The sequence below is a fragment of the Variovorax sp. genome (genome assembly GCF_035634955.1).
Classification (GTDB): Bacteria; Pseudomonadota; Gammaproteobacteria; order Burkholderiales; family Burkholderiaceae_C; genus Variovorax.
This window is the reverse complement of the sequence record NZ_DASQBZ010000025.1, coordinates 1-17,302: the sequence shown is the minus strand read 5'-3', so window position 1 is coordinate 17,302 and position 17,302 is coordinate 1. Positions and strand designations below refer to the sequence as shown.

Here is a 17,302-nt window from a genome sequence, read left to right as displayed (position 1 = left end):
GTGCTCACTCGCTGGTTCAGCCCGAAATGAAGGTTGGCCATACCTGGAACTGCAGGCTCAGGCCGATGATGAAGGTCAGGTAGCTGCCGATGGCCAGCACGGTGGCCAACACGAGTGCCGACTTGAGCGAGAACTTGGTACCCGCCATCGCCGCGACCACGACCAACGCATAGATCGCCACGACCAGGCCCAGCGCCGGCAGGCCGACCGTGGGCATGCCGCCCAGCAGGATGCCGAACACCAGGTTGGCGCCGATGATCAGCAGCAGGGGCTTCCAGGCGATGGAACCCACGGGGTTCGGCTCGCCGGAAGGGCGCAGCGCGATCGCAGCGACGACCAGGCCCAGCACGCACAGGATCCCGCCCAGCAGCATCGGGAAGTACCCCGGTCCCATGCGGGCAGCGTCGCCAATGTTGTAGTTGGTCGCACCGATCGCGAAAGCCGCGCCGGCGACGGCGAACATGAGTCCCGAGTAGAAATCTCTCTGTCTTTTGATCTTCATTGGCAAGGCAGTACTGAATGACGCTGAAAACGAAAACGCGCCCTCCTCCTCGGCGTTGCGCAGCAGCGCTGGCGCGAGAAAGCAGATGAACGGGAGCCGGTGCAGGCCAGAGCGGCCACGGCTGGCGGGCGCGAATGAACTACATCATGCTATGCAGCAAATTGAGTCACGTCTTGAGGAAAATCCCTGAGAAACGAACGCAACTTGAAAGGAACTTTTCTCCGCAAAGTTCACAGACTCTTCGTTTTCGGCGCCGCTGATACAGTTCGCACCCCATGGAAGCAAGAGAATCCAAGATGCGCGAGGCGGACGACATGAGCGAGAAGCAACGCCTGGAGGCGCTATCCCAGTTTCGCTACCGCTTGCGAGAATTCCTTCGCTTCAGCGAAGACGCGGCGCGCCTGCAGGGCGTGACGGCGCTGCAGTACCAACTCTTGCTCCACACCCAGGGCTTTCCAGGCCGCAACTGGGCGACGGTCAGTGAACTGGCCCAGCGGCTGCAGGCGCAGGTGCATGGCGTGGTGGCGCTGGTGACGCGCTGCGAAGACCTGCAACTGGTCTGCCGGCGACCGAGCCAGACGGACCGGCGCTCGGTCGAAGTTCATCTCACCGCCAAGGGTCGGCGGACGCTCTCGCGCCTTGCGACGCAGCATGCGAGCCAGTTGTCGGAACTTGCCGAGGCAGTCCGCCTGGCCAGCCTGATTGCCGACGACGCCTGATCGGCGGCGGAAGGCGGACGGGACCCCGGCCTACTTGGTGGCGGGCCTGTCCCGGTGCGCCGACTGGGGGTCGCGCTCCGGTATGAATGCGTAGGCAGCCTCGGATTGGCCCGCGCGAATGCTGATCATGTCAGGCGCCGCGATACGCGCGGCGACCCGATCGGCCGACCCCTGGCGCGGCTCCAGTCCCGGCGCATTGCCTTCGCACGGGCGGTCGGAAATCACCGTCTGTCCGTTCTCGTCCTTGCACCGATGAATCTGCGCATGGGCGTCGAGTGCCAACCCGGCAAACAGCAGCATGGCGGCATGAAGAACAACGATGCGCGAGTGGCGCGCGGCGGACGATTGCGGCATGAGGCTTCCAGGCACTGGGTCTGCGTACGATGCTAGCCGTGCTCGGCATCGATCCTGGATTGCGCAGCGCGCCAAGCGGAACTATTCCCGCTTTCGCAAGCTTTGCGTCAAAACGTAACAACAGATGCCGCGACGGACAGGAACCTTCGGGCTACACAACCCGGGCTCCTGGTGGCGTCCGCGGTTCGCCGCTGCAGCGTCTTGAAATGTCGCAAAAAAGTGGGCTATAATCTTCGGATTGCCTGAAATCGCACGGTGCCAAACGCCGGGTCGGTCAGGGCACCCAGAGCCAGATTGGCGATGCAGGGCTCTTAGCTCAGTTGGTAGAGCAGCGGACTCTTAATCCGTAGGTCGAGTGTTCGAGTCACTCAGGGCCCACCACCATTTAAGAAGAAACAAGCACCTAGGTCACAAGCCTAGGTGCTTTTTTCTTGCGCGCGCCCTTTCCGTGCCTGGCGACAGAGAACTCCAGCGCTAATCTCTTGGCATTACCGGCAAGGGCTGGCGTGGCGCGGAATCGACACCGGCCGTCTGCGGCCATGATCGTAAGTACCCGCTCCAGCGCCATGCGCTATCCTTTCGCGGCACCTCCCCGGGCCGGCTCTCCCAGGGGAAACGACACCTCCGACCATCAGCGCCTTTTGCCGTGTAATGCCAATTGCTGCGCGGCCGCACGGTTCGCCGCGATTTACAGCGCCACAGCGATCGGCGATGATGAAGTATCAATTTGTGACGACTTTCAACGACCTTTGAATGGCTGCTGCTGAACCGCTCGCGAAAGACAGCACGCCGGTGGCATTGCCGGGGCTGGCGCGCGCCCTGATTGCGGCCGGCAAGTTGCAGGCCAGAACGGCCGAAGAGATCTACCGCAAGTCGAAGGCTTCGCGCAACAGTTTCATCGCCGAATTGACCGGCACCGGTGCCGTCTCCCCGGCCGACCTGGCGCACACGCTGTCCAGCGCCTTCGGCGCCCCGCTTCTCGACCTCGACGCCGTCGATCAGCAACGCTTGCCCAAGGACCTGCTCGATCCGAAGATGTGTGCGGACTACCGCATCGTCGTCCTGAGCAAGCGCAACAACCGCCTGATCGTCGCGACGGCCGATCCGTCCGACCAGCAGGCGGTCGAGAAGATCAAGTTCGCCTCCCAGTTGGGGGTGGACCTGGTCATCGCCGAATACGACAAGCTCACCCGGATGGTCGAGGCCGCCGCGGTCACCGCGTCCGAGACGATCGACAGCATCGTCGGCGTGGAGTTCGAGTTCGACGAGCCGTCCGAGTCGAGCGAATCGAACGAACAGGCCGTCGCCGCCGAAGTCGAGGACGCGCCGGTCGTGCGCTTTCTGCACAAGATGCTGCTGGACGCCTTCAGCATGCGGGCCTCGGACATCCACTTCGAACCGTACGAGCACACCTATCGCGTGCGCTTCCGCGTCGACGGCGAATTGCGCGAAGTCGCCACGCCGCCGGTGGTCATCAAGGAGAAGCTGGCCTCGCGCATCAAGGTCATCTCGCGCCTGGACATCTCGGAAAAGCGCGTCCCGCAAGACGGCCGGATGAAGCTCAAGGTGGGGCCGGAGCGCGTGATCGACTTCCGCGTCAGCACCCTGCCCACGCTGTTCGGCGAGAAGATCGTGATCCGTATCCTGGATCCGAGCAGCGCCCGGCTGGGTATCGACGCGCTGGGCTACGACGCGCAGGAGAAGGAGCGGCTGCTCAGCGCCATCGGCCGCCCGTATGGCATGGTCCTGGTCACGGGCCCGACCGGCTCGGGCAAGACGGTGTCGCTCTACACGTGCCTGAACCTGCTGAACAAGCCGGGCGTGAACATCGCGACGGCGGAAGACCCGTCCGAAATCAACCTGCCCGGGGTCAACCAGGTCAACGTGAACGACAAGGCGGGGCTGACCTTCGCCACCGCGTTGCGCGCCTTCCTGCGCCAGGACCCGGACATCATCATGGTCGGCGAAATTCGCGACCTGGAGACGGCGGACATCGCCATCAAGGCGGCCCAGACCGGCCACCTGGTGCTGTCGACGCTGCACACCAACGACGCGCCGACCACGCTCACGCGGATGCGCAACATGGGCATCGCGCCCTTCAACATCGCCTCGAGCGTCATCCTCATCACCGCGCAGCGGCTGGCGCGGCGCCTGTGCATGGTGTGCCGGGAGCCGCACGAGGTGCCGCGCGAGGCACTGCTCGAGGCAGGCTTCAAGCCCAGCGAGCTGGGCAACTGGAAACCCTACCGCCCGGTCGGCTGCAATGCCTGCAACGGCGGCTACAAGGGGCGCGTCGGCATCTACCAGGTGATGCCGATCAGCGAGGCGATCCAGGAGATCATCCTGCGCGATGGCAGCGCACTCGATATCTCGAAGCAGGCCGAGGCCGAGGGCGTGCGCACGCTGCGCCAGTCCGGCCTGCAGAAGGTGATGCAGGGACTGACATCGCTCGAGGAAGTGGTGGCAGTCACCAACGAATAACAGCCGATCTTCGGAGAACCCATGGCCACCGCCACATCGACCCGCACCCACAAGGAATTCATCTACGACTGGGAGGGCAAGGACCGCAACGGCAAGGTCGTGCGCGGCGAAATGCGCGCGTCCGGCGAGAACCAGGTCATGGCTTCGCTGCGCCGCCAGGGCGTGCTGACGACCAAGATCAAGAAGAAGCGGATGAACTCGGGCAAGGCCATCAAGCCCAAGGACATCGCGATCTTCACGCGCCAGCTGGCCACCATGATGAAGGCCGGCGTGCCGCTGCTGCAGGCCTTCGACATCGTCGGCCGCGGCAACGCAAACGCCAGCGTGAGCAAGCTGCTCAACGACATCCGCGCCGACGTCGAGACCGGCACCTCGCTGTCGTCGGCGTTCCGCAAGTACCCGAAGTATTTCGACAGCCTCTACTGCAACCTGGTCGAGGCCGGCGAGGCCGCCGGTATCCTGGAAGATCTGCTGGATCGCCTGGCCACCTACATGGAGAAGACCGAGGCGATCAAGGGCAAGATCAAGTCGGCGCTGATGTACCCGACGTCGGTGGTGGTGGTCGCCTTCGTGGTGGTCTCGATCATCATGATCTTCGTGATCCCGGCGTTCAAGCAGGTGTTCACGTCGTTCGGCGCCGACCTGCCCGCCCCCACGCTGTTCGTCATGGGCATGAGCGAATTCTTCGTCTCGTACTGGTGGCTGATCTTCGGCGTCGTCGGCGGCGGCCTGTACTTCTTCCTGCAGGCGTGGAAGCGCAACGAGCGGGTGCAGCAGGTGATGGACCGCCTGCTGCTGCGCATGCCGATCTTCGGCGCGCTGATCGAGAAGTCGTGCATCGCGCGGTGGACGCGCACGCTGGCCACCATGTTCGCAGCCGGCGTGCCGCTGGTGGAGGCGCTCGACTCGGTCGGCGGCGCCTCGGGCAACTCGGTGTATGCCGACGCCACCGTCAAGATCCAGCAGGAAGTGTCGACCGACACCAGCCTGACCAGCGCCATGAACAACGCCAACCTGTTCCCTTCGATGGTGGTGCAGATGACCGCCATCGGCGAGGAGTCGGGCTCGATCGATCACATGCTGGGCAAGGCGGCCGACTTCTACGAGCAGGAGGTCGACGACATGGTGGCCGGCCTGTCCAGCCTGATGGAGCCCATCATCATCGTGTTCCTGGGCGTGATCATCGGCGGCATCGTGGTGTCGATGTACCTGCCCATCTTCAAGCTCGGCCAGGTCGTCTGATGCTCGGTTCGCAGGGTCTGGACGCCGCGCTCGGCGGCGTGCTGGGGCTGCTCGTCGGCAGCTTCCTGAACGTGGTGATCTACCGTACGCCGGTGATGATGTATCGCCAGTGGCTCAATGACGCCGTCAGCAACCTGATGAAGGTCGACGGCGTTCCCTCGCTCTGGAGCCTGGTCTTCGGCGCGGGGACGAACACGCCGCCCGCACTCGAAAAGGCGGCCGGCGAGGCGGCCGAGGCGGTCGATGCGCTGCCGCGCTTCGACCTGATGCGGCCGGCCTCGCGCTGCGGCCATTGCGGCGCGCCGATCCGCTTCTACCAGAACGTGCCGGTGCTCAGCTACGTGTTCCTGGCCGGCCGCTGCGGCGCCTGCAAGACGCGCATCAGCGTGCGCTATCCGATCGTCGAACTCGTCACCGGCGCCCTGTTCGCACTGTGCGCCTGGCGCTTCGGCCTGACCGCGACCGGCGCGCTGTGGGCCGCCTTCGCCGCGCTGCTGGTGTGCCAGTTCCTGATCGACCTGGACACGCAGTACCTGCCGGACTCGCTCAACTACGCATTGCTCTGGCTGGGCCTGATCGGCGCCGCGTCCGGCCTCACCGCCGTGCCGCTCGCCTCGGCCGTGTGGGGCGCCGTGTTCGGCTACCTCGGCCTGTGGCTGATCTATCACGCCTACCGCCTGGCCACCGGCAAGCAGGGCATGGGCTACGGCGACTTCAAGCTGCTCGCCGCGCTGGGCGCGTGGCTCGGCTCGGGCTATCTGATCGCCATCGTGCTGGTCTCGTCCCTGGTCGGCGCGCTGCTCGGCTCGATACTGCTGCTGGCCGGCCGACTGGCGCACAAAGACATTCCCATCTCGTTCGGCCCGTTCCTGGCCGGCGCCGGCCTCGTGTGCCTGGTCCTCGGCCCGGAAACCGTGCGCCAGTGGATTCCGTTCGCCTTCCCGCTCGGATAAGGACACGGCATGCGGCGCATCGGCCTGACCGGCGGCATCGGAAGCGGCAAGAGCACCGTGGCGCGCATGTTGGTGGGCCTGGGCGCCACGCTGGTCGACACCGACGCCATTGCGCGCGCCATGACGCTGCCCGGCGGCGGCGCCATGCCCGGTATTTCCGCCGAGTTCGGATCGCACATGGTGGCGGCGGACGGCAGCCTCGACCGCGCGCGCATGCGCGAACTCGTGTTTGCCGACGTGCAGGCCAAGCGCCGGCTGGAGGCCATCCTCCACCCGCTGATCGGCCAGGAATGCGAGCGCCAGGCCGCCGCCGCCGGCGAGGAGGCCGTAATCTTCGACGTGCCCCTGCTTGTGGAATCGCAGCGCTGGCGCAAAATAGTCGACTACGTGCTGGTCGTGGATGCAAGCGAAACGCATCAAGTGCAACGAGTCGTCGAACGATCCGGCTGGGCCCCAGAGGCAGTGCGTGCCGTCATCGCCCAGCAGGCTTCCAGGCCAATGCGGCGCGCCGCAGCCGACGCGGTGATTTGCAACGAGAATCTGACCCTTGCACAACTCGAAGACGAAGTTCGCGGCTTGTGGCAACAATGGACGGCCTCGGCCGCCTGACGACGCATCGGCCCCGGTCGAGCCTGCAACCCGACGATCCCGACAGGAAGCTACCCCCGCGTGATCCTCTACGAATACCCCTTCAACGAGCGCATCCGGACCTACCTGCGCCTGGAACACCTGTTCCGACGCCTGGGCGAACTGGTGCCGAGCGACTCGCCCTTGCTGCACCACTATGCGCTGGTGACCATCTTCGAGATCATGGACGTGTCCGCGCGCGCCGATCTCAAGTCCGACGTGATGCGAGACCTGGACAAGCAGAAAGGCGTGTTCACGAGCTACCGCGGCAATCCGGCCATTTCCGAGCAGGTCCTCGAGCAGGTCATCGGCCAGCTCGAGCGCAACTTCAACACGCTCAACGGCGCCACCGGCAAGGCCGGCCAGTCGCTCACGGAGAACGAGTGGCTCATGAGCGTGCGCAGCCGGGCCAACATCCCGGGCGGCACTTGCGAATTCGACCTGCCGGCCTACTACGCCTGGCAGCAACGCCCGGCGGCCGCACGCCGCGCGGACATCGAGCGCTGGGCCTCGACGCTGGCGCCGATGGCCGAGGCGATCTACCTGCTGCTCAAGCTGCTGCGCGAAGCCGATGTGCCCTACAAGGTGATGGCGTCCAACGGCCAGTACCAGCAGACGCTGCCGCAAGGCCGCAGCTTCCAGCTGTTGCGCCTGAGCATCGATCCCGCCCTGGGCCTCGTGCCTGAGATCAGCGGCAATCGCCTGATGGTCTCGGTGCGCCTGATGCGTCACGGTGCCGACGATCGCCTGCACGCCAGCAGCGACGAGGCCAGCTTCGAATTGACGTTGTGCGCCTGAGCGGCGCGACCTTCGCCCGGCCGTCCGCATGACCGACAAGAAGCAGGATTTTCCCGCCCGCACGGTTCGCTGCCCGGCCTGCGGGAACGACAGTCTGTACAGCCCGCAGAACCCCTACCGGCCCTTCTGCAGCGCCCGTTGCAAGGGCGTGGACCTGGGTGCGTGGGCAAGCGAAGAGTTCAAGCTGCCGGCCGAGGCGCCGCCGGACGACGAGCCGTTCGGCGATCCGCGGCTGCAATAGCGCCGGGCAGCGCCAGGCCAGATCCGCGCCTACGCGCCGGCGTCCCCGCGCTCCTGCGCCATCCACTCGAGCACCGGCACGGCGCCCGGCAGCACCGGGGAGACGGTCAGCGGCAATTGCTGCCAGCACATGGCCTGCCCCTCGCGCATCTCGAACTCGCCCTGCCACTCGTACACCTTGCACCAGTGCAGGCGCACCAGCGCATGGGGATAGTCGTGCTCGGTGGTCTTGCAGACTTGCGCGGCGCCGATGACGATGCCCAGTTCCTCGTGCAGCTCGCGCCGCAGCGCCTGTTCCACGCTTTCGCCGGCCTCGATCTTGCCGCCCGGAAACTCCCAGTAGCCGGCGTAGGGCTTGCCTTCCGGCCGCGTCGACAGCAGCAGCGCCCCATCTGCAGCGCGGATGAGAATGCCCACCGCCACCTCGGTGTGCTTGCGCGGCGCGTCGGTCATGCGCCGGCCCGGCCCGTGAAGTCGCGGGCGAACTGGTAGGCCACGCGGCCGCTTCTCGAGCCACGCTCGAGGGCCCACACCAGTGCCTCGGGACGGGCGGCCTCGATCGTCTTGGCGTCGGCGCCGAAGTGCGACAGCCACTGCGACACGATGGCCAGGTACTCGCCCTGGGTGAAGGGATAGAAGCTCACCCACAGGCCGAATCGCTCGGACAGCGAGATCTTCTCCTCGATCACCTCGCCCGGATGCACCTCGCCGTCCTCGGTGTGGGTGTAGGTGAGGTTCTCCTTCATGTACTCGGGCAGCAGGTGGCGCCGGTTGCTGGTCGCGTAGATCAGCACGTTGGGCGTGGCCGCAGCCACCGAGCCGTCGAGAATGCTCTTGAGCGCCTTGTAGCCGGGCTCGCCTTCGTCGAAGCTCAGATCGTCGCTGAAGATGATGAACTTCTCGGGCCGCCCGGAGACCACCTCGACGATGTCCGGCAGGTCGGTCAGCTCGGCCTTGTCCACCTCGATCAGGCGCAGGCCCTGCGGTGCGTAGGCATGCAGGCAGGCGCGTATCAGGGAGGACTTGCCGGTGCCGCGAGCGCCGGTCAGCAGCACGTTGTTGGCCGGCTTGCCCTGCACGAACTGCCGGGTGTTGCGCTCGATCTTTTCCTTCTGCGCGTCGATTTCCTTGAGGTCGTCGAGCGCCATGGCGGCCACGTGGCGCACCGGCTCGAGCGTGCCGTGGCCGGAACTGCGGCGGCGATAACGCCAGGCGATGGAGGCGTCCCAGTTGGCCGGCGCGGCCAGAGGCCGGGGCAGCACCGCCTCGATGCGGTCGATGAGTTGCTCGGCGCGCTCGATCAGTCGCTCGAATTTCTCGTTCATCGTGGATCCATCAGCTTCTGTAGTCGGCGTTGATGGACACGTACTCGTGGCTGAAGTCACAGGTCCAGACCGTGTCGGCGGCCTGGCCACGGCCCAGGACCACGCGCACGGTGATCTCGCTGCCGGCCATGACGCGCTGGCCGTCCTCTTCGCGGTAGGCCGGGTTGCGCCCGCCATTGACGGCCACGTGCACGTCGTCCAGGTACAGGTCGATCCCTGTCTGGTCCAGGTCCGCGATGCCGGCGTACCCGACGGCCGCCAGGATGCGGCCGAGGTTCGGGTCGCTCGCGAAGAAGGCCGTCTTGACCAGCGGCGAATGCGCGATCGCGTAGGCCACCTGGCGGCATTCGGCAGCGTCGCGGCCGCCCTCGACCCGCACCGTGATGAACTTGGTGGCGCCCTCGCCGTCCCGCACGATGGCCTGCGCCAGCGAGCGCGCCACCTGCTGCATCGCGTCCACCAGGGCCTGGCCCTCCTCGGAATCGAGCGTGCGGATCACGCCGTGGGCGGCCTTTCCGGTGGCGATGACGATGAAGGAGTCGTTGGTGGACGTGTCGCCGTCCACGGTGACGCGGTTGAACGAGCCCTCGGCCAGCTGGCGCGCCAACGGCTGCATCAGCTCGGGCGCGATCGCGGCGTCGGTGGCCAGGAAGCCCAGCATCGTGGCCATGTTGGGCCGGATCATGCCGGCACCTTTGCTCACACCGGTGATGTTGACCGTGGCCCCGCCGATCTGCACCTGCGCACTGAATGCCTTCGGCACGGTGTCGGTGGTCATGATCCCTTCTGCCAGGCGGCCCCAATGCGTCGCGCTCGCGTCGGCCAGGGCGGCGGGCAGGCCGGCCTGGATGCGCTCGACCGGAAGCGGCTCCATGATCACGCCGGTGGAAAACGGCAGGACCTGCTCGGGCGCCAGGTCCAGCGCCTGGGCCGCGGCGATGCAGGTGGCGCGGGCGCGCGCCAGGCCGTCCTCGCCGGTGCCGGCATTGGCGTTGCCGGTGTTGATCACCAGCGCGCGGATGCCGAAGTTGGCCGCGAGGTGATCGCGGCAGACCTGAACCGGCGCGGCGCAGAAGCGGTTCTGGGTGAACACGCCTCCGACGGCAGCGCCCTCGTCCAGCAGGATCACGGACAGGTCCTTGCGGCCCGCCTTGCGGATGCCGGCCTCGGCCACGCCGATACGAACGCCCTCCACGGCGTGCAGCGCGGCCGGATCGGGGGCGGAAAGATTCACAGGCATGGAGCGACTCTCCTGAAGGTCGATGGATCTTGTGCTCGGGGCCGGACGGCAGGGCGCCGCCGCCCCGCGCCTTTCAGCTCAGCTTGCCGTGGCAGTGCTTGAACTTCTTGCCGCTGCCGCAGGGGCAGGGGTCGTTGCGGCCGACCCGCGCAAAGGCCGACGCGCCCGCCGACAGGCCGGCGCCGGCCGCGCCGCGGCGGATGCTGTCCTCGTCGAGGCGCGATTCGGGCTCGCCCGACTCCGACGGCGCGGTGTAGGTGATGTTGGAGATGCTCTCGCCGCGGCTTTCCAGGGCCTGCGCGGCCTCGTCGAGCTGGTCGCCCGATTGCACCCGCACCGTCATCAGCTGGCGCGTGACTTCGTTCTTGACCGCGTCGAGCAACTGGCCGAACAGTTCGAAGGCTTCGCGCTTGTATTCCTGCTTGGGCTGCTTTTGCGCATAGCCGCGCAGGTGGATGCCCTGGCGCAGGTAGTCGAGCGCGGCCAGGTGTTCGCGCCAGTGCACGTCGATGCTTTGCAGCAGCACCATGCGCTCGAACTGGGTGAAGTTCTCCTGCCCGATCAACGCGACCTTGGCGTCGAAGGCGGCATTGGCGGCCTCCAGCACCTTCTCGGCGATGTCGTCGTCGCCGATCGCGCTGGCCTGCTCGACGATCTGCCGCAACGGCAGCGCGATGTCCCAGTCGTTGGCCAGCGCCTTCTCGAGACCCTCCAGGTCCCACTGCTCTTCCACCGATTCGGCCGGCACGTACTGGCGTACCAGGTCGGTGAAGCAGCCTTCGCGCAGGCCGCGGATCTGCGCGTCCAGGTCCGTGGCATCGAGGATGTCGTTGCGCTGCTGGTAGATCACCTTGCGCTGGTCGTTCGACACGTCGTCGTATTCCAGCAGCTGCTTGCGCACGTCGAAGTTGCGTGCCTCGACCTTGCGCTGCGCGCTTTCGATGCTGCGGGTAACGATGCCGGCCTCGATCGCCTCGCCCTCGGGCATCTTCAGGCGGTCCATGATCGCGCGCACGCGGTCGCCCGCGAAGATGCGCATCAGCTGGTCGTCCAGGCTCAGGTAGAAGCGCGAGGAGCCCTTGTCGCCCTGGCGTCCGGAGCGGCCACGCAGCTGGTTGTCGATGCGGCGCGACTCGTGACGCTCGGTGGCGATGATGCGCAGGCCGCCCTGTTCGGTGACGAAGGCGTGGTCCTTTTCCCACTGGGCGCGCAGTTCGGCGATCTGCTGGCGGCGCGAGGCGTCGTCGAGCTCGGGGTTCTGCTCGAGCGCCTCGATGAGCTTCTCCACGTTGCCGCCCAGCACGATGTCGGTCCCGCGGCCGGCCATGTTGGTGGCGATGGTGATCATCTTCGGGCGGCCCGCCTGCGCGACGATGTCGGCTTCGCGCGCGTGCTGCTTGGCGTTGAGCACCTGGTGCGGCAGTTGGGCCTGGTTCAGCAGGCCGGAGATGACCTCCGAGTTCTCGATGGACGAGGTACCCACCAGCACCGGCTGGCCGCGCTCGTAGCACTCGCGGATGTCGTCGATGGCGGCCTGGTACTTCTCGGGCGTGGTCTTGTAGACACGGTCGAGCTGGTCGTCGCGCTTGCTCGGGCGGTTGGGTGGGATGATGACCGTCTCGAGCCCGTAGATCTCCTGGAACTCGTACGCCTCGGTGTCGGCCGTGCCGGTCATGCCGGCGAGCTTGGCGTAGAGGCGGAAGTAGTTCTGGAACGTGATCGATGCCAGCGTCTGGTTCTCGGCCTGGATTTCGACGCCTTCCTTGGCTTCCACCGCCTGGTGCAGGCCGTCGCTCCAGCGGCGGCCGGTCATCAGGCGGCCGGTGAATTCGTCGACGATGATGACTTCGCCCTGCTGCACGACGTAGTGCTGGTCGCGGTGATACAGGTGCTGGGCCCGCAGCGCCGCGTTCAGGTGGTGCATCAGCGTGATGTTGGCCGGGTCGTACAGCGACGCGCCGTCGGGCAGCAGCTGGAACTGCGAAAGCAGTTGCTCGGCCTTCTCGTGGCCGTCCTCGGTGAGATAGACCTGGTGCGTCTTCTCGTCGACCGTGAAATCGCCGGGCTTGGTGACCCCCTCGCCAGTGCGCGGGTCGGCCTCGCCTTCCTGGCGGGTCAGCAGCGGCACCACCTTGCGCATGGCCAGGTACAGCTCGGTATGGTCTTCGGCCTGGCCGCTGATGATCAGCGGGGTGCGGGCCTCGTCGATGAGGATCGAATCGACCTCGTCGACGATGGCGTAGTTGAGCTTGCGCTGGACCCGGTCGCGGGTCTCGTAGACCATGTTGTCGCGCAGGTAGTCGAAGCCGTACTCGTTGTTCGTGCCGTAGGTGATGTCGGCACCGTAGGCGGCCTGCTTTTCCTCGCGAGGCATGTTCGGCAGGTTCACGCCGACCGTCAGACCCAGGAAGTTGTACAGCCGCCCCATCCACTGCGCATCGCGGTTGGCCAGGTAGTCGTTGACGGTGACCACGTGCACGCCCTTGCCGGTGAGCGCGTTCAGGTAGACCGGCAGCGTGGCCGTGAGCGTCTTGCCCTCGCCGGTTCGCATCTCGGCGATCTTGCCGTCGTGCAGCGCCATCCCGCCGAGCATCTGGACGTCGAAGTGGCGCATCTTCATGACGCGCTTGGAGCCCTCGCGCACGACGGCAAAGGCCTCGGGCAGCAGGTCATCCAGCGTTTCGCCCTTGGCCAGGCGCTCCCTGAATTCGCCGGTCTTTGCACGCAGTGCGTCGTCGTCGAGCTTCTCGAACTGCGCCTCGAGCGCGTTGACGCGCGTCACCGTCTTGCGGTATTGCTTCAGGAGACGGTCGTTGCGACTGCCGAAGATCTGGGTCAGGAAGTTGGTGGCCATGCGTGGTGGTCGGCAACGCCGCCTGGGAAGGCGACGGCCCGGACCGGGATCCTTGGATTGACAATATCGACACTTGGGCGCGCCGCGTACCATTGCAAGTCCTGCGCAGCGGAACCGAACACCACACCGCCATCTCGATTCGAGTGGACCGGCGCGGCCAGGCTCCGATGCCGCAGGGCAAGCGCAGGCCAGACGGCCAGCCCCAGCGCCAAGGCAGGCATGCGACAGGCCGTCCAGTGGTCCGGACCGCCCCGAATGCCGGCAAACTCTCTGATTCTACGCACCTTGTCCTCGATCAACCGCCGGAACACTTCCTTCACGCTGGAGCAGGCAGCCCAGGCCTCGCCCACGCTGGCCGGACTGGCCGAGCGCGCGCGCGATTCGGCGGCCCGGCTGCAGGCCATCGAGGACCTGGTACCTCCCCCCCTGCGCGCCGGCCTGCTGCCCGGCCCGGCCGAAGGCGACGAATGGTGCCTGCTGGTGCAAGGCAACGCCGCCGCGGCAAAGCTGCGCCAGCTGACGCCGACCCTGCTGACGCGCCTGCGGCAGCGCGGCTGGCCGGTCACGACCCTGCGGATCAAGGTGCGATCGCGCCGCTGAGGCCGGCGGACCTGCGCCGCATGGAGGCGAACGCCAGCGCCGGCGCCATTTAGTAACCATGTATATAATAAACATGGTTATGAAAATGGATCTCAGCGAGCGGCTCGGATTCCTGGTCAACGACGTCGCCAGGATCTACGGCGCCCAGTTCGATCGCCAGGCGCGCGAGCGCATCGGCCTGTCGCGCGCCCAATGCCGCGTGCTGGGAACGCTCGCCATGCACGGCGAGCCGCTGTCTCAGGCGGAACTGGCGCATCGCCTGGACCTCACGCCGATGGCTGTCGGCGGCCTGTGCGACCGGCTCGTTGCCGGCGGCTGGCTCGACCGCCGGCCCAGCGCCACCGACAGGCGCGCCTATGAAATCCAGCTCGCGCCCAATGCCGAGAAGGCGCTGGAGGCGGCGATGCTCATCAGCGACGAGATCCAGGCCCATGCGCTGTCCGATCTGTCTGTGGCGGAGCGCGCCCAGTTGACCGCCCTGCTCGGCCGCGTGCGGTGCACGCTGTTGGCCACGGACGCCAAGGAGGCACAGGCATGAGCGCCGCCGCCGCGCAAGCCCCCGCCGGAGCCGTCCAGCATCGCGGCATGATCACCATCGCCATCATGCTGGCGACCATCATGCAGGCGCTGGACACCACCATCGCCAACGTGGCCCTGCCGCACATGCAGGGCAGCCTGCAGGCCTCGCAGGACCAGATCACCTGGGTCCTGACCTCCTACATCGTCGCTTCCGCGATCGCGCTGCCGCTGACCGGCTGGCTGTGCGGCCAGTTCGGGCGGCGCAAGGTGTTTCTCGTGTCGGTGGTGGGCTTCACCATCGCCTCGGCGCTGTGCGGCCTGGCCGCGACCATGCCGCAGATCGTCGCGGCGCGGCTGTTGCAGGGGCTGTTCGGCGCGGCGCTCGTGCCACTGTCGCAGGCGGTACTGCTGGACATCAACCCGGCCGAGAAGGTCGGGCAGGCCATGGCCATCTGGGGCGCCGGCATCATGGTCGGCCCGATCCTGGGCCCACTGCTGGGCGGCTGGCTCACGGAAAATTTCGACTGGCGCTGGGTGTTCTTCATCAACCTGCCCGTGGGTGTGGTGGCCTGGTGGGGCATCGCGCGCTACCTTCCGGAAAGCCGGCCCAAGGGCGAGAAGCTGGACATCTTCGGGTTCGCAACCCTCAGCCTGGGCATCGGCATGCTGCAGCTTTTCCTCGATCGCGGGGAACAGCTGGACTGGTTCGATTCCTGGGAGATCCGCCTCGAAGCCGCGGCCGCGCTGGCGGCATTCGCCTTCTTCGCCGTGCACACCTGGACCGTCCAGGGCGTCTCCTTCCTCGACCGCCGCCTCCTAAAGGACCGCAACTTCGTCACCGGCCTGCTGTTCGCCTTCATCGTCGGCATGATCCTGTTCGCCACCATGGCGCTGCTGCCGACCTTCCTGCAGGGCTTGATGGGCTATCCGGTCGTCTATACCGGCGAGGTGACGGCGCCGCGCGGCATCGGCACCATGATCGCGATGATCGTGGTCGGGCGGCTGGTGCAGCGCATCGACGTGCGGGCGATCATGGCGGTCGGCTTTGGCCTGACGGCGTTTTCGCTCTGGCAGATGACGCGCCTGACGCTTCAGATGGACAGCACGCTGATCGTCGTCTCCGGCTTCATCCAGGGCCTCGGCATCGGGTTCACCTTCGTGCCCCTGTCGGCCGCCACCTTCGCCACACTGGCGCCGGAATTGCGGCACCAGGGCACGCCCGTGTTCAGCCTGTTGCGCAACATCGGCAGCAGCGTCGGCATCTCGATCGTCCAGTCGCTGCTCACGCGCGGCACCGGACAGGCGCATGCGCAGATCGCCGCCACGGTCGGGCCCGGCAACCAGGGCCTGCTGCACCTGCCGTGGCTCACCAGCCCCGATTCGATGCTGGGCCTGGCGATGCTCAACAGCGAGGTCACGCGCCAGGGCGCACTGATCGGCTACCTGGACGACTTCGCCGTCATGATGATGATCACGCTGCTGGCCATCCCGCTGCTGCTGCTCATCCGCAGCCCGCGGCGCAAGGCGGTCGGCGGCGCGGTGGAAGTGCCGCACTGAGGCGCTGCACGCCGGCGTAACATGCGTCAACCCATGCTCCTCGATGACCGCCTGCGTGACCAGATCGCCGAACGGCTGCGCCGATTCGAGGTGCACGCCCTGACCGCGCCCGGTCTGCGCGCGGCCGCGGTGGCCGTCGCGCTGATCGAGGAAGGTGGCGGCGCCGCGCTGCCGGGCATCCAGGCGCCCGGCCACTGGAGCCGCAACGCCGCGCTGCTGCTCACCCGCCGATCATCGCAACTGCGAAAGCATGCCGGCCAGTGGGCATTGCCCGGCGGACAGATCGACGGCGCCGAGACGCCGGAACAGGCGGCCCTGCGCGAACTGCACGAGGAAGTCGGCCTGCGGTTGGGCAACGACGCCATCCTGGGCCGCCTGGACGACTTCGTCACACGCTCGGGCTTTGCCATCACGCCGATCGTCGTCTGGGCCGGCGCGGCGCGCGAATTGGTGCCGCGCGAGGCGGAAGTCGCGAGCATTCACCGCATACCCGTGACCGAGTTCCTGCGCGCAGACGCCCCATGGCTCGACGCCATCGACGACAGCGACCAGCCGGTGTTGCGCATGCCCGTCGGGGACACCTGGATCGCGGCGCCGACGGCCGCGTTCCTCTATCAATTCCGCGAGCTCTGCATCGAAGGGCGCGTCACCCGCGTGGCGCATTTCGAGCAGCCGCTGTTCGCGCGAAGCTGAGTGCGGCGCGCGCAAAGGCGCGCCGCTACCGGGCTCCGATCAGTAAGGCGGGTTGACGACGATGTACTGCGAACCCTGCGGCTGGTACCAGGTCGTGCCGCACTGTTGATAGACCATGCCGCCGTAGTTCACCGCCGAGCATCCGGCGGGCACGGTACGGACCATCGACCCGACGACGGCGGAAGTGACGGCAACCGTGGCCGTCACCGCCGCGGCGGTCGCGACCGGGTGGTAGTCGTTGTCCCAGCCGCAGCAGCCCCCGTGGTTGTCGACGTTCACGTTGACGTTGCGGTTGCTGTTGATGTTCGTGTTCCGGTTGGCGCTCACGTTGCGGTTCGAGACGTTGTTGACGCTGTTCGAACGCACGTTGTTGGTACGCGAATCGGCCCTTGCATTGTTGACCTGCGGGCGCGCGCCGCCGGCGTGTGCGCCTCCGCCGGCATGTGCCGCACGGGCACCGCCGCCGCCGGCATGCGCACCACCGCCACCACCGCGCGCCGGCCGTGCATCGGCATCAGGAGACCAGGCGAAGCCGGCGAGCACCATCGCCAGCGCACCGCCGAGAAGAGAACAACCGTGTGACCAATTCTTCATGGCA

18 protein-coding genes and 1 tRNA gene are annotated in these 17,302 nt (G+C 66.8%); 12 read left to right on the top strand and 7 right to left on the bottom strand.

The genetic code is table 11. The features are described 5' to 3' along the window. Positions 1–16: 16 nt before the first annotated feature. Positions 17–502, bottom strand: a complete 486-nt coding sequence (locus tag VES41_RS14375; protein ID WP_324818144.1) for a tripartite tricarboxylate transporter TctB family protein — start codon at positions 500–502, stop codon at positions 17–19. A 275-nt stretch (positions 503–777) separates the two neighbouring features. Between VES41_RS14375 and VES41_RS14370 the strand changes: the two genes are divergently transcribed. After that, the gene (locus VES41_RS14370; RefSeq protein ID WP_324818141.1) at positions 778–1,221 is read left to right on the top strand and encodes a MarR family winged helix-turn-helix transcriptional regulator; all 444 of its coding nucleotides are present in this window, start codon (positions 778–780) and stop codon (positions 1,219–1,221) included. A 30-nt stretch (positions 1,222–1,251) separates the two neighbouring features. Here the strand turns inward: VES41_RS14370 and VES41_RS14365 are convergent, their stop codons facing one another. Continuing rightward, positions 1,252–1,575 (bottom strand): DUF4124 domain-containing protein, encoded by a 324-nt coding sequence (locus tag VES41_RS14365; protein WP_324818139.1) that lies wholly within the window; start codon positions 1,573–1,575, stop codon positions 1,252–1,254. 305 nt (positions 1,576–1,880) lie between these two features. On the opposite strand from VES41_RS14365, the gene VES41_RS14360 reads away from it, so the two are divergent. The 7 genes from VES41_RS14360 (at position 1,881) to VES41_RS14330 (ending at position 7,917) form a co-directional block, all read left to right on the top strand. After that, a tRNA-Lys gene (locus tag VES41_RS14360) sits at positions 1,881–1,956 on the top strand. 372 nt (positions 1,957–2,328) lie between these two features. Then, on the top strand, positions 2,329–4,056 hold the full coding sequence (gene pilB, locus VES41_RS14355) for a type IV-A pilus assembly ATPase PilB (protein ID WP_324818136.1): 1,728 nt from the start codon (positions 2,329–2,331) through the stop codon (positions 4,054–4,056). Between the two features lie 21 nt (positions 4,057–4,077). Beyond that, positions 4,078–5,298 carry a type II secretion system F family protein gene (locus VES41_RS14350; protein WP_324818133.1) on the top strand — a complete coding sequence of 407 codons (1,221 nt, stop codon included), beginning with the start codon at positions 4,078–4,080 and terminating at the stop codon, positions 5,296–5,298. Then, on the top strand, positions 5,298–6,251 hold the full coding sequence (locus tag VES41_RS14345) for an A24 family peptidase (protein WP_324818131.1): 954 nt from the start codon (positions 5,298–5,300) through the stop codon (positions 6,249–6,251). Before VES41_RS14350 ends, VES41_RS14345 begins: the two co-directional genes overlap by 1 nt. A gap of 9 nt (positions 6,252–6,260) precedes the next feature. Beyond that, a complete protein-coding gene (coaE, locus tag VES41_RS14340) occupies positions 6,261–6,860 on the top strand; it encodes a dephospho-CoA kinase (RefSeq protein WP_324818128.1) in 600 nt (199 codons plus the stop codon). 60 nt (positions 6,861–6,920) lie between these two features. Beyond that, on the top strand, positions 6,921–7,676 hold the full coding sequence (gene zapD, locus VES41_RS14335; RefSeq protein ID WP_324818125.1) for a cell division protein ZapD: 756 nt from the start codon (positions 6,921–6,923) through the stop codon (positions 7,674–7,676). Between the two features lie 28 nt (positions 7,677–7,704). After that, positions 7,705–7,917: a DNA gyrase inhibitor YacG gene (locus VES41_RS14330; RefSeq protein ID WP_324818122.1), complete on the top strand. Its 213-nt coding sequence runs from the start codon at positions 7,705–7,707 to the stop codon at positions 7,915–7,917. A gap of 29 nt (positions 7,918–7,946) precedes the next feature. On the opposite strand, the gene VES41_RS14325 is transcribed toward VES41_RS14330, so the two are convergent. The 4 genes from VES41_RS14325 to secA all read right to left on the bottom strand — a co-directional run bounded on the left by VES41_RS14325 (position 7,947) and on the right by secA (position 13,335). Then, positions 7,947–8,369: an NUDIX domain-containing protein gene (locus VES41_RS14325; RefSeq protein WP_324818119.1), complete on the bottom strand. Its 423-nt coding sequence runs from the start codon at positions 8,367–8,369 to the stop codon at positions 7,947–7,949. Then, positions 8,366–9,241, bottom strand: a complete 876-nt coding sequence (locus VES41_RS14320; protein ID WP_324818117.1) for an ATP-binding protein — start codon at positions 9,239–9,241, stop codon at positions 8,366–8,368. Before VES41_RS14320 ends, VES41_RS14325 begins: the two co-directional genes overlap by 4 nt. 10 nt (positions 9,242–9,251) lie before the next feature. After that, positions 9,252–10,481, bottom strand: coding sequence for a bifunctional glutamate N-acetyltransferase/amino-acid acetyltransferase ArgJ (gene argJ, locus VES41_RS14315; protein ID WP_324818114.1), 1,230 nt, complete (start codon positions 10,479–10,481; stop codon positions 9,252–9,254). A gap of 73 nt (positions 10,482–10,554) precedes the next feature. After that, positions 10,555–13,335 (bottom strand): preprotein translocase subunit SecA, encoded by a 2,781-nt coding sequence (secA, locus tag VES41_RS14310; protein ID WP_324818112.1) that lies wholly within the window; start codon positions 13,333–13,335, stop codon positions 10,555–10,557. 294 nt (positions 13,336–13,629) lie between these two features. Here secA and VES41_RS14305 point away from each other — a divergent pair, with 294 nt between their 5' ends. The 4 genes from VES41_RS14305 to VES41_RS14290 all read left to right on the top strand — a co-directional run bounded on the left by VES41_RS14305 (position 13,630) and on the right by VES41_RS14290 (position 16,704). Further along, positions 13,630–13,935 (top strand): DciA family protein, encoded by a 306-nt coding sequence (locus VES41_RS14305; RefSeq protein ID WP_324819506.1) that lies wholly within the window; start codon positions 13,630–13,632, stop codon positions 13,933–13,935. Positions 13,936–14,014: 79 nt separating this feature from the next. Further along, the gene (locus VES41_RS14300) at positions 14,015–14,473 is read left to right on the top strand and encodes a MarR family winged helix-turn-helix transcriptional regulator (RefSeq protein ID WP_324818109.1); all 459 of its coding nucleotides are present in this window, start codon (positions 14,015–14,017) and stop codon (positions 14,471–14,473) included. Further along, complete coding sequence (locus tag VES41_RS14295) at positions 14,470–16,011, top strand: MDR family MFS transporter (protein ID WP_324818107.1); 1,542 nt, start codon at positions 14,470–14,472, stop codon at positions 16,009–16,011. Before VES41_RS14300 ends, VES41_RS14295 begins: the two co-directional genes overlap by 4 nt. A gap of 33 nt (positions 16,012–16,044) precedes the next feature. Further along, positions 16,045–16,704 carry a CoA pyrophosphatase gene (locus VES41_RS14290; protein ID WP_324818104.1) on the top strand — a complete coding sequence of 220 codons (660 nt, stop codon included), beginning with the start codon at positions 16,045–16,047 and terminating at the stop codon, positions 16,702–16,704. A 39-nt stretch (positions 16,705–16,743) separates the two neighbouring features. Here the strand turns inward: VES41_RS14290 and VES41_RS14285 are convergent, their stop codons facing one another. Then, positions 16,744–17,298 carry a hypothetical protein gene (locus VES41_RS14285; protein ID WP_324819504.1) on the bottom strand — a complete coding sequence of 185 codons (555 nt, stop codon included), beginning with the start codon at positions 17,296–17,298 and terminating at the stop codon, positions 16,744–16,746. Positions 17,299–17,302: the final 4 nt, after the last annotated feature.